Origin of the sequence: Enterobacter asburiae, from assembly GCF_008080435.1 — a bacterium.
GTDB classification, from domain to species: Bacteria; Pseudomonadota; Gammaproteobacteria; order Enterobacterales; family Enterobacteriaceae; genus Enterobacter; species Enterobacter asburiae_C.
On record NZ_VRKN01000007.1, the window covers coordinates 165,017 to 177,203 of the forward strand.

Annotated in this window: 11 protein-coding genes and 1 pseudogene; 5 read left to right on the top strand and 7 right to left on the bottom strand. The window is 57.1% G+C overall.

Annotation, left to right across the window (positions count from 1 at the left end):
• Positions 1-86 precede the first annotated feature (86 nt).
• The 6 genes and pseudogenes from FU672_RS15225 to FU672_RS15250 all read right to left on the bottom strand — a co-directional run bounded on the left by FU672_RS15225 (position 87) and on the right by FU672_RS15250 (position 4,082).
• Positions 87-1,040 (bottom strand): GlxA family transcriptional regulator, encoded by a 954-nt coding sequence (locus FU672_RS15225; protein WP_148243854.1) that lies wholly within the window; start codon positions 1,038-1,040, stop codon positions 87-89.
• A gap of 26 nt (positions 1,041-1,066) precedes the next feature.
• On the bottom strand, positions 1,067-1,846 hold the full coding sequence (locus FU672_RS15230) for an MBL fold metallo-hydrolase (protein ID WP_148243855.1): 780 nt from the start codon (positions 1,844-1,846) through the stop codon (positions 1,067-1,069).
• A gap of 95 nt (positions 1,847-1,941) precedes the next feature.
• Positions 1,942-2,742: a lipoprotein NlpA gene (gene nlpA / locus FU672_RS15235; RefSeq protein WP_148243856.1), complete on the bottom strand. Its 801-nt coding sequence runs from the start codon at positions 2,740-2,742 to the stop codon at positions 1,942-1,944.
• Between the two features lie 139 nt (positions 2,743-2,881).
• Positions 2,882-3,276: pseudogene (locus FU672_RS15240) on the bottom strand (type II toxin-antitoxin system VapC family toxin).
• Complete coding sequence (locus FU672_RS15245) at positions 3,267-3,533, bottom strand: antitoxin (protein WP_148243857.1); 267 nt, start codon at positions 3,531-3,533, stop codon at positions 3,267-3,269. Before FU672_RS15245 ends, FU672_RS15240 begins: the two are co-directional and overlap by 10 nt.
• A 129-nt stretch (positions 3,534-3,662) precedes the next feature.
• On the bottom strand, positions 3,663-4,082 hold the full coding sequence (locus FU672_RS15250; protein WP_148243858.1) for a GNAT family N-acetyltransferase: 420 nt from the start codon (positions 4,080-4,082) through the stop codon (positions 3,663-3,665).
• Between the two features lie 186 nt (positions 4,083-4,268).
• Here FU672_RS15250 and FU672_RS15255 point away from each other — a divergent pair, with 186 nt between their 5' ends.
• The 5 genes from FU672_RS15255 to FU672_RS15275 all read left to right on the top strand — a co-directional run bounded on the left by FU672_RS15255 (position 4,269) and on the right by FU672_RS15275 (position 11,001).
• Complete coding sequence (locus FU672_RS15255; RefSeq protein ID WP_148243859.1) at positions 4,269-4,838, top strand: TetR/AcrR family transcriptional regulator; 570 nt, start codon at positions 4,269-4,271, stop codon at positions 4,836-4,838.
• A 149-nt stretch (positions 4,839-4,987) separates the two neighbouring features.
• Entirely contained in the window at positions 4,988-6,109 is a 1,122-nt protein-coding gene (locus tag FU672_RS15260) for an efflux RND transporter periplasmic adaptor subunit (protein ID WP_148243860.1), read from the top strand.
• The gene (locus tag FU672_RS15265) at positions 6,109-9,219 is read left to right on the top strand and encodes an efflux RND transporter permease subunit (protein ID WP_148243861.1); all 3,111 of its coding nucleotides are present in this window, start codon (positions 6,109-6,111) and stop codon (positions 9,217-9,219) included. Before FU672_RS15260 ends, FU672_RS15265 begins: the two co-directional genes overlap by 1 nt.
• Entirely contained in the window at positions 9,219-10,583 is a 1,365-nt protein-coding gene (locus FU672_RS15270; protein ID WP_148243862.1) for an efflux transporter outer membrane subunit, read from the top strand. Before FU672_RS15265 ends, FU672_RS15270 begins: the two co-directional genes overlap by 1 nt.
• A 121-nt stretch (positions 10,584-10,704) precedes the next feature.
• Entirely contained in the window at positions 10,705-11,001 is a 297-nt protein-coding gene (locus FU672_RS15275) for a YicS family protein (protein WP_148243863.1), read from the top strand.
• Positions 11,002-11,050: 49 nt separating this feature from the next.
• On the opposite strand, the gene FU672_RS15280 is transcribed toward FU672_RS15275, so the two are convergent.
• The gene (locus FU672_RS15280) at positions 11,051-12,001 is read right to left on the bottom strand and encodes a LacI family DNA-binding transcriptional regulator (protein WP_148243864.1); all 951 of its coding nucleotides are present in this window, start codon (positions 11,999-12,001) and stop codon (positions 11,051-11,053) included.
• Between the last annotated feature and the right edge of the window lie 186 nt (positions 12,002-12,187).

Genomic DNA, 12,187 nt, shown 5'->3' on the forward strand with positions numbered 1-12,187 from the left:
TACTTTTTCAGAAAAGTGAGAGGTTGATTAAGAAAATATGAGAAATGATTTAACTAACCCTTAAATCTGGAGTTAGCCGTAATACACTAGGCATGAAGCCGAAACGTTTTTCGCCACTCAGCGGGACTCACCCCAAAACGCGCTTTAAACTGCTGTCGCCAGGTGACGGCGGAATTAAATCCCACCAGCTCGGCCACTCGCTCAATCGGCATATTTCCGGCTTCAAGCAGGATCTGGCTGCGCCGCAGGCGTTCAGCGGTAAGCCAGTCGGCGACGCTCATCCCCGTAGCTTTAATAAAATGACGGGTCAGGGTGCGGCGGCTCATCGAAACCACCTCCGCCAGCGAGTCCAGACTATGCGGTTCGGTGATGTGTTGCTGTAGGTAGTCGATCAGGCAGTTAATGCGTCCGTCACGGGTATCTTTGGGTACCGGCTGGGCGATGAACTGCGCCTGCCCGCCCTCGCGATGGGGCGGTACAATCATCCGGCGGGCAATCTGGTTGGCGACCACGCTGCCAAAGCGCTGGCGAATGATATACAGGCAGCAGTCCAGCGCAGCCGCGGTACCGGCAGAGGTGATGATATTGCCGTCATCCACGTACAGGGCATTAATATCCAGCTGGACATGCGGAAAGAGCGACTGGAACTGATGTTCGAACTCCCAGTGGGTGGCCGCACGTTTGCCATCAAGGATCCCCGCATAGGCCAGCACAAACGACCCCAGACACAGCCCGACGATTTCCGCGCCGTTGTCTCTTGCCTGCACCAGGCTGTCGAGCAGCGACTGAGGCGGCCGCGCAAGGACATGCTGCCAGTAGGGAACGACGACAATATCGGCCTGACCAATGGCGGTGTAGTCCTGCGTGGCGTTGAGGGCAAATCCGTCTTTCGAGGTGAGAAAACCCGGCGTTTCGGCGCAGATCGTCACGTTAAAGCGCTTCTCGCCGGAGACCGAATCACCAAACAGAATGCAGGGAACGGAGTAGTGGAACGGGCTGAACCCGTCTACTGCGACAATCGCGACGTTGATTGGCGACATCTGTTTCTCCTTTCCCTTTAACGCACTCAGAATATAACGGTTTCGCCATCCTGGGGAATGCTCACTGCGTCACTCACCTGATTGGCTTCAACGTAATCACGCAGCGCGCTGCGGGTCAACAGGCAGTGGTTAATCGCCTCCATATGACTCGCCACAATTTTAGCCTGCGGCAGCAGGAAATGAACGTTGAGCACATCCTCCTGCCCCATAATAATGGGCCCAAAACCAATGACGTGGGCATAGCCAGCGTTCAGCACCACCACATCCGGCTGGTGCTTTTGCAGATCGGCCGCCACCTCGTCACGCCAGACGGTATCTCCTGCAAGATAGAGCGTCTTCTCATCGGGATGACGCAGCACCACGCCACAGGCCTCGCCCAGACGCTCCGCCAGCTCCGGCACGGCGTAAGCGCGATCGGTACCGTGCTGCCCGCCGTGAGTTCTTGCGATATGTACATCGCCAAATGCAGTCTCTTCAGTCATCACGGTCAGGTGAGTAAACCCCTGGCTCTTCAGCAGCGCGGCGTCGCTGTCGTTTTGTACGTAGATCGGCTTGTCTTTAGCGATCAGGGCAATCGCGGTTTGATCCCAATGATCGTCGTGAGTGTGGGTGACAATCACCGCATCGGTATCCAGCAGCATGTTGACGTCAACAGGTAGCTCGACCGTCGGATTACGAATATCCGCATGTGCCGTGCCGGGGAAACCCGGGTAAGCACCTTTAGGCGCGAGCATGGGATCAATTAAAAAGCGTTTTCCTGCGTAGGTGATTACCTGGGTGGCATTGCGAATTTGAGTGATGTTCATGGGCTATTCTCCTGTTGGTGTGATAAGGAGAATAGCCAGATGCGGCGTTGTCCGATGTGGGCTAAAGGGCGATGATCGATGGAATCGGGTCAACCTTACCAGCCTGGCACTGCCCCGCCGTTAAATATCGTCTCGGCCGCTTTTGCCACTTCCGGTGACTGATACGACTGGATAAACGCCTTCACGTTCTCCGCGTCCTTGTTGTCTTCGCGTGTCACTACGATGTTCACGTAGGGCGAGTTTTTGTCTTCAATAAAGACGTTGTCATGCACCGGTGACAGCCCGGTTTGCTGGAGGTAGGTGGTGCTGATGATGGCGACATCCACTTTCGGGTCGTCCAGCACGCGCGGCAGCTGCGCCCCTTCCAGCTCCATGATTTTCAGGTGCTTAGGGTTAGCGGTAATATCCAGCGCCGTCGGCAGCAGCCCGGTGTCCGGCTTCAGGGTAATGAGCTTCTCTTTTTGCAACAGCAACAGCGCGCGACCAAGGTTGGTCGGGTCGTTTGGAATGGCAATGGTCGCCCCGTCCTTCAGGTCAGAAACGGATTTGATTTTGCGGGAATAGCCGGCCATCGGGAAAACAAAGGTGTTCGCCACGGCCACCAGTTTGTAGCCATGCGCCTTGTTATCTTCTTCAAGGAACGGGCGATGCTGGAAGACGTTGGCATCCAGTTCCCCCTGATTTGTGGCATCGTTAGGCAACAGCGAGCCGCTGAAGCCGATCAGCTCCACGTCCAGGCCATATTTCTCTTTTGCCACCTTTTTGGCGACTTCCGCCACGTCCTGTTCGGCGCCATTGATAACGCCCACTTTAATGTGTTTGGCATCGCTGCCACTTTGATCGCACCCCGCCAGCAGCAGGCCAGCAAGTACCAGAGCACCCAATCGACGTTTCACAAGACAGTTCCTTTTGCTGAATGTTGTAGTGACTATATCGACAACGAGGCGGTGAAATAAAAAACGAAAAAGAATCAATAAGAAGGATAAGTTATATGCGGGTATTGCCGGGTGGCGCTGCGCCACCGGGCATCAGGGATCACAACGTTGTCGTCCAGTCCTCGACGGCAAGCTCCTGCACCATTCTGAATGCACGATCGTTAGTGACCCCCGACTGATAGCATGTGCAGCGATCAGCTGATCGAGATCCCCCATCACTTTCCCTTTTTTCTCCATCGCGGCACGGAGTTCGCCGTACGTTGCGGCGGCATCACTATCCCAGTCGCAAATCGTGATGGTATTGAGAAACTCCTGGATTGTTTCTTTCAATCTACTGCTTTTCTTCTTATCAGCACCATAAAGCAACTCCGCTTCGGTAATGCTTGAGATACAAACGTCTCCCGGAGTCAAACATGTCATTCTGCTTACAACTTCCGGGTGTCGTTTAAACAAGTGGCTCACGATATTCGTATCCAGCATATGCCTTATGAACATGCTCCATCCAGAGGGTCTCTTGTCGTAACACTCTGATTACGTTCGTCTTTATTCAGAAACGAATCCGGTACGTCCGTAACTGCCAGCATGCGGAAAAACTTATCCCAACTCTTTGTCTGAACAGGTTTTGCCGCCAAAACGACATTCCCCTCCTCATCCCGTCGGATGTACACGCTCTCTGTATCAAATGCGAATTCAGCAGGCAGCATCACGGCCTGGTTTCGCCCCTTTTTGAAGAGTTTTGCTGTGCGTTCCATTGCCATCTCCATGGTTTACTTGACCAGGCCAAAGCATGCGCCAGGGCCTGAAAAGAAGACAAGCAACACGCTTCAAATTAGGAATGCGACTCGCAATAAATAGCTGAATCCATAATCGCAGAAACGGACTTAAAGGGGCTTCGCCAGATAATGTCGCTGCATGCCCGGATAAGGATAATCCTGCAAAGACATCTGCAGCTGGTACCCCTGTTTTTCATAGAACGGGCGCGCCTGGAAGCTGGCGGTATCCACCAGCGCGTGCTTGCAGCCTTTGCGTCTGGCTTCCTCTTCAGCCGTTCTGATGAGCTGGCTGCCGACGCCGGATCCGCGCACGGTGTCGCTCACCCAGAGGAAGTCGATATTCAGCCAGTCACCTTTTCGTACCCCAATTAGCCCGCCGAGCATGACGCCTTTATCGTCTCGTACGTAAACACCGATGTCGCCGCTAAAGTTTGTCAGATCGATAAACTGTCCGTTATAGGCTCTTAACCCTACAAATAGCTCTTCTTTTTCTGCGGGCGTTACATTATCTGTTATGCTCAGGTGCATATTTCTCTCCTTATTTTCAGCGCAATTTGAATATCTCACAGCTTAACCTTCATAAAAACTCCTAATTTCCTCCATTTTTTAAATACAGAAACATTCTCTCAATATCTAAATAAAAAAGGCCTTTCCAATACGCACCCAAAACGTATACTGAGAACGATCATTCTCATTTTTACACGGTAGCCGACGATGAGTACGAAACTGGAAGAACGACAAAAACAACGTCAGGACGAAATCATCACCGCCGCGCGTCGCTGCTTTCGCGCCAGCGGATTTCATGCTGCCAGCATGTCGCAGATCGCCAGTGAGGCGAAGCTCAGCGTCGGGCAAATCTACCGTTATTTCAGTAACAAAGACGCGATTATTGAAGAGATGATCCGCCGTATTATCGACTCACGTATCGAAGGGATGCAGGACAAAACGGTGGTGGAAGGGATGCCGCAGGCGCTCGCCTGGCGTCAGACGATCAACGAAGACGACGATGCGCTGATGCTGGAAATGTCTGCCGAGGCGACGCGTAATCCGCAGGTGGCTGCCATGTTAACAGCAGCCGATGCCCGTATGTTTGCCAACGCCTGTGCGCACCTGAAAAAACAGTTTCCTCATCTGAGCGATGAACATATTCGCTGCTGCGTGGAGATTACCGCGGTGATGATCGAAGGCACTATTTACCGTCGACTCGCGCCTTTAAAAGTACCGTCAGAACAATTAGAGCCTATCTATCAGAATATTTTAAATATGCTTTTCTCTGCGAAGTAATCGCATGTGAATAATTAACGGGAATAAGTAATTTCCCAACTTAACATTTCCGGCCATGCCGGAGATGCGGTATCGCTGTGCCTTTAAATAGCCCTCCTCCCTGTTAAGCCATTAACAGGGCAGGCATCGTCCACCCTGGAAAAAAGATTATGAAAACCATAACAACCTCCATCGCGGCATTATTCCTCCTGACAGGGTGCGATAATGCGCAAACATCTGCTCCCCAGCGTCCTCTTGCGGATGTGGGGATTGTCACCCTCATGAGCCAGCCGGTGTCCGTCGTCAGTGAGCTGACCGGCCGCACCACGGCCGCCATGAGCGCCGAAGTGCGCCCGCAGGTGGGCGGCATTATTCAGAAGCGGCTGTTCACCGAAGGCGATACGGTCAAGGCCGGCCAGGCGCTGTATCAAATAGACCCTTCCAGCTACCGCGCGGCGTTTGATGAAGCCGCCGCGGCGCTGAAACAGGCCCAGGCGCTGGTAGCGGCCGACTGCCAGAAAGCCCAGCGCTACGCGCAGCTGGTGAAAGACGACGGCGTGTCGCGTCAGGACGCAGAAGACACGAAGTCCACCTGCGCACAGGATAAGGCCAGCGTTGAGTCAAAGAAGGCCGCGCAGGAGAGCGCCCGTATTAACCTCAACTGGACCACCGTCACCGCACCGATTGCCGGACGCATCGGCATCTCCTCCGTGACCCCCGGCGCGCTGGTGACTGCACAGCAGGATACCGCACTCGCCACCATTCGCGGGCTGGACAGCATGTACGTCGACTTAACCCGTTCCAGCGCCGATCTGCTGCGTTTACGCAAGCAAACCCTTGCCACCAATAGCGATACGCTAAGCGTGTCGTTAATCCTCGAAGACGGCAGCACCTACAGTGAAAAAGGCCGTCTGGCGTTAACCGAAGTGGCGGTGGATGAATCAACCGGCTCCGTCACGCTGCGCGCCGTCTTCCCGAACCCGCAGCATCAGCTCCTGCCGGGAATGTTCGTTCGCGCCAGACTGGATGAAGGCGTCATGAACGACGCGATCCTCGCCCCGCAGCAGGGCATCACCCGCGATGCCAAAGGCGCCGCCACCGCGCTGGTTGTGAACGCCAGCAACAAGGTCGAGCAGCGTCAGCTGGAGACGGGCGACACCTACGGCGACAAATGGCTGGTGCTGAGCGGACTGAAGGCGGGCGATAAGCTGATTGTGGAAGGCACCGACAAAGTGACCGCCGGGCAGGAAGTGAAACCCGAAGAGATGAAAGCCAGCGGAGGGAACGCCTGATGTTTTCCCGTTTCTTCGTGCGTCGCCCGGTGTTTGCCTGGGTTATCGCCATTCTTATCATGCTTGCCGGGATGCTGGCGATCCGCACGCTGCCGGTGGCGCAGTACCCGGACGTCGCCCCGCCGTCGATCAAAATCTCCGCCACCTATACCGGTGCCTCCGCGCAGACGCTGGAAAACAGCGTGACGCAGGTGATCGAGCAGCAGCTCACCGGGCTGGATAACCTGCTCTACTTCACCTCCACCAGCAGCTCGGACGGGTCGGTGAGCATTAACGTCACGTTTGAACAGGGAACCGATCCGGACACCGCCCAGGTGCAGGTGCAGAACAAGGTCCAGCAGGCAGAATCGCGCCTGCCGACCGAGGTGCAGCAGTCCGGCATTACCGTCGAGAAATCGCAGAGTAACTTCCTGCTGATCATGGGCGTGTACGATAAAACCGACACGGCCAGCAGCTCGGATATCGCCGACTGGCTGGTGAGCAATATGCAGGACCCGCTGGCGCGCGTGGAAGGCGTCGGCAGCCTGCAGGTGTTCGGGGCAGAATACGCCATGCGCATCTGGCTCGACCCGGCGAAGCTGGCGTCGTACTCGCTGATGCCGTCCGACGTGCAGAGCGCGATTGAAGCGCAGAACGTGCAGGTTTCCGCCGGTAAAATTGGCGCGCTGCCCTCGTCGAACGCCCAGCAGCTGACCGCGACCGTGCGCGCCCAGTCGCGCCTGCAAACGGTGGATCAGTTTAAAAATATCATCGTGAAGAGCCAGTCCAGCGGTGCGGTCGTGCGCATCAGCGACGTCGCGCGCGTGGAGATGGGCAGCGAAGATTACACCTCAACCGCAAAACTCAACGGCCACCCGGCAGCGGGTATGGCGGTGATGCTTTCACCGGGCGCGAACGCGCTCAACACCGCCACGGCGGTGAAAGATAAAATCGCCGAGTTCAAAAAGTCGATGCCGGAAGGCTACGACGTGGCCTACCCGAAAGACAGCACCGAGTTCATCAAGATCTCCGTTGAGGACGTGATTCAGACCCTGTTCGAAGCCATTATCCTCGTGGTGGTGGTGATGTACCTGTTCCTGCAAAACATCCGCGCGACGCTGATCCCGGCGCTGGCTGTACCTGTCGTTCTGCTGGGCACCTTCGGCGTGCTGGCGCTGTTCGGCTATTCCATTAACACCCTGACGCTGTTTGCGATGGTGCTGGCGATTGGGCTTTTGGTGGATGACGCCATCGTGGTGGTGGAAAACGTCGAGCGTATTATGCGCGACGAAGGGCTGCCCGCCCGCGAAGCCACCGAAAAATCGATGGGCGAAATCTCCGGCGCGCTGATCGCCATTGCGCTGGTGCTCTCTGCGGTATTCCTGCCGATGGCCTTCTTCGGCGGCTCCACCGGGGTGATTTACCGTCAGTTCTCGGTCACCATTATCTCGGCGATGCTCCTCTCCGTAGTGGTAGCGTTGACCCTGACGCCCGCGCTCTGCGGTTCGATTCTGAGCCACACGGCGCCGCACAAAAAGGGCTTCTTCGGCGCATTTAACCGCTTCTACAGCAAAACCGAGCATGGCTATCAGAACAAGGTGCTGCGCGCCCTGCGTCGTTCCGGCGGCATGCTGGTCATCTATGCCCTGCTCTGCGGCGCGATGGGCTTCGCCATGCTTAAGCTGCCGGGCAGCTTCCTGCCAACGGAAGACCAGGGCGAAATCATGGTGCAGTACACCCTGCCAGCCGGCGCAACGACGGTACGTACCGCCGAAGTCAGCCGCCAGGTGCGCGAGTGGTTTCTCACCAAAGAGAAAGCCAACACCAACGTTATTTTCACCATTGAAGGCTTCAGTTTCAGCGGCAGCGGCCAGAACGCCGGGATGGCGTTCGTCTCCCTGAAAAACTGGTCCGAACGTAAAGGCGATGAGAATACCGCTCAGGCCATTGCCCTGCGCGCCACGCAGGAGCTGAGCACCATCCGTGATGCCACCATCTTTGCCATGACACCGCCTGCGGTGGACGGCCTGGGCCAGAGCAACGGCTTTACCTTTGAGCTGATGGCCAGCGGCGGCACCGACCGCGACGCGCTGCTGAAACTGCGTAACCAGCTGATTGGCGAAGCCAATCAGGACAGTTCTCTGCACGCCGTGCGCGCCAACGATCTGCCGCAGATGCCGCAGCTTCAGGTCGATATCGACAACAACAAGGCGGTGTCGCTGGGGCTATCCCTGAGCGACGTCACCGACACCCTCTCCAGCGCCTGGGGCGGGACCTACGTGAACGACTTTATCGATCGCGGCCGCGTGAAAAAGGTCTACATCCAGGGCGACAGCGACACCCGCGCCGTACCGTCGGATCTCAACAAATGGTTTGTGCGCGGCAGCGACAGCACCATGACCCCGTTCTCCGCCTTCGCCACCACCCGCTGGGAGTATGGCCCGGAAAGCCTGGTGCGCTACAACGGCTCGGCGGCGTATGAGATTCAGGGCGAAAACGCCAGCGGCGCCAGCTCAGGCACGGCGATGGGCAAAATGGAGCAGCTGGCAAACAGCCTGCCGTCCGGCAGCACCTGGGCGTGGAGCGGTTTGTCGTTGCAGGAAAAACTGGCGAGCGGTCAGGCGATGAGCCTTTATGCCCTCTCCATCCTGGTCGTGTTCCTGTGCCTGGCGGCGCTGTATGAGAGCTGGTCGGTGCCGATTTCGGTCATCCTGGTGATCCCGCTTGGCGTGCTGGGCGCGGCCGTCGCCGCCTCCCTGCGCGGCCTAAACAACGACGTCTATTTCCAGGTGGCGCTGCTCACCACCATTGGCCTGTCGTCGAAGAACGCCATCCTGATTGTCGAGTTCGCCGAAGCTAAAGTCGCTGAAGGGTACTCCCTGACCCGCGCCGCCCTGCGAGCCGCCCAGACGCGCCTGCGTCCAATCATCATGACCTCGCTGGCGTTTATCGCAGGCGTCACGCCGCTGGCCGTAGCAACCGGGGCAGGTGCCAACAGCCGCGTGGCGATTGGTACCGGCATTATCGGTGGGACGCTGGCCGCGACGCTGCTGGCGATTTTCTTCGTCCCCTTATTCTTTGTACTGGTGAAACGTCTGTTCTCCGGTAAGCACGCAAACCGGAGGTCATAATGTTTCGTGTATCTATTTTAGCGTTAGCCCTGCTGAGCGCAGGCTGCGTGTCGTTAGACCCAACGTATCAACGCCCGGACGCCCCCGTCCCGGCAACCTTACCCGGCGCGCACGGCGAAGCCACCGCCGTGGTGAGCCAGTGGCAGCAGGTGATGAACGACGCGCGGCTGAAAAGCGTGGTGACGATGGCGCTTAACAGCAACCGCGACGTGCAAAAAGCGATTGCGGATATCGATGCCGCCCGCGCCCAGTACGGTGAAACGCGCTCGTCCCTGTTCCCGACGGTGGACGCCGAGCTGAGCCACACCCGCAGCCGCACGCTGGCAAGCGGCGTGACCACCAGCGACGAAGCCAACGGCGCGGTCTCCAGCTTCGAGCTGGATCTGTTTGGCCGCAACCAGAGCCTCTCCCGTGCCGCGCGTGAAACCTGGCTTGCCAGCGAGTTCACCGCGCAGAACACGCGCCTGACGATGGTTAGCGAGCTGACCACGGCCTGGGTGACGCTGGCGGCGGATAACAGCAACCTGGCGCTGGCGAAATCCACGATGGAGAGCGCGGCAAACTCGCTGAAGATAGTGAAGCGCCAGCAGGACGTGGGCGTGGCAGCCGCCACGGACGTCAACGAAGCGATGGCGGTGTATCAGCAGGCGCGCGCCAGCGTGGCGAGCTACCAGACGCTGGTGATGCAGGACAAAAATGCCCTTAATCTGCTGGCGGGCGATACGGTGCCGGAGAACCTGCTGCCCGGCACGCTGGAAAGCCTGAGCGATAACGCTATCACGCTGATCCCGGCGGGCGTCAGCTCCAGTGCGCTACTGCGTCGCCCGGACATTCAGGAAGCGGAACATAACCTGCTGAGCGCCAACGCCAACATCGGCGCGGCGCGCGCCAACTTCTTCCCGACCATTTCGCTGACCGCCAGCGCGGGCGTCGGTAGCGATTCGCTCTCATCCCTGTTCAGCCACGGGATGAAGGTCTGGTCGTTCGCGCCGTCCATCACCCTGCCGCTGTTCAGCGGAGGGAACAACCTGGCGCAGCTGCGCTACGCGGAAGCGGAGAAGAAGGGACTGATCGCCACCTATGAGAAAGCCATCCAGAGCGCGTTTAAGGACGTGGCCGACGCGCTGGCGCGACGCGAAACCCTGAGCGAGCAGCTCGACGCCCAGCGCGAATACGTGGCGGCAGAGAAAAAAACGCTGGATGTGGCAACGCGCAGCTACAGGGCGGGCGCGGGGGATTATCTGACGGTACTGACCGCACAGCGGTCGCTGTGGTCGGCGCAGGAATCGCTGATCGCGCTGCAGCAAACCGACCTGGAAAACCGCATCACGCTGTGGCAGTCGCTGGGCGGGGGGATTCAGTAATCCCTCAGGTGCGCGGTTCTCATCTGCCGAAAAGAGAATTTCATACTTTCGACTGGCGTCGCTACACTGAATGTAACGATATATTTCATGGGAAGCATGTGACTTCTAAAGGGGGTTGTTGATGAAAGCTGCGCACCTGGTCTGCCTGCTGGTTTGTCTGCTCTTCGCCGCGTTTGTCCATGCTCAGGAAAAGGAGGATCCGGCGAAAGAGGCGCAAATAAAGCAGCAGGTCCTTAAAGATATTAAGAAAACCTGTACGCCACAGAAAAAGCAGAGCGATAAGGCCTGGCAGGCGATGATTTTGTCGTCCGAGGCCAATCAGCTGCTGATCAAAAATGCCATTACCGCCGTGAAGCGCGACAACCTGGACGCCTACTGGGCGGCGGTTGGTCAGGTGGATTGTATGGAAGATTATTGAAGCTTCTCGCCGGGTGGCGGCTGCGCCTTACCCGGCCTGGAAAACATTTTTAGCGCTTACGCATATCCGGAATAATTAAATCCCCACGCAGAACATAGGACCCGAGCATCTGCGTTTTCTCCGTCAGCCAACCCACAATGCGCGCCGCCATCGCGTCCATGGAATATTCAATCGCCGGGATCACCGGAATACCCGGCAGGTGCAGCGATCCGGCAAGGCTGAAGACCATAATGTCGTCCGGCACGGATTTATTGAACGCCTGCAGCTGCGGGATCACCCGCTGGGCTTCCTGCTCGTCCGCCACCAGCAGCGCGTTGAAATTCAGGGTGCTGGCATTGTTAAGCAGCTCCTGCAGCGCAACGGACGAGGAGGTCGCGTCCATAAAAACGAGGTTGCGATTAAAGGGCAGGAAATTTTTCTCCAGCGCGTGTTTGTACCCGAGCAGCACCTGGTCGGCAAAACCGCTGCCGTGCGGGTGGATCAGCGCAATCTGGCGGCGCCCCTGGCTGGTGAGGTAGTTACAGGCGGTTTCGGCGGCAAAGGCGTGATCGAACTGAATGCTGTTGGAATTATCAGACTCCATGCAGTCCACCAGAATGACGTTTTCCATATCCACATCCAACGGGAAACGGGCGCCAATCACCAGGATATCATCACAGAGCCCGCAGGAGAGTTCTTCGAGCGCGTTCATCACTTCCGCTTTGCTGTGCGCGAAGCGCAACAGCAGGTGTTTTTGATGCTGGCTGAGCTGTTTCTCCAGCGCGTACAGATAACCGGTGGTCTGGTTAATGTTTTCCTGCGCGCAAATGACCCCGATACATCCTGTCGACTGGCTCAGCAGCGACTGGGCAATCACATTAGGGCGGTAGTTAAGTTCATCCACGGCCTTCAGAACGGCCTGACGGCTGGCTTCCTTTACGCCACGCGACCCACTCAACACTCGCGATACCGTGGCTTTAGACACCCCGGCAAGACGTGATACATCATTGATTGTCGACATCTCTTTCCCCTGACAGGCTTACCTCGCGCCTGCAAATTCCATGACCGCTTCGGCTCACATTATAGCCAGAACGAAGTATATCCGTTTCCGTTTTTCATGGAAACCGATTTTCCGTTTCCACTCAAAATGATGTCAAAACAGCCAAATTATGTGATGCACATCCGGTTAATTAGCCTCATAAGCAAG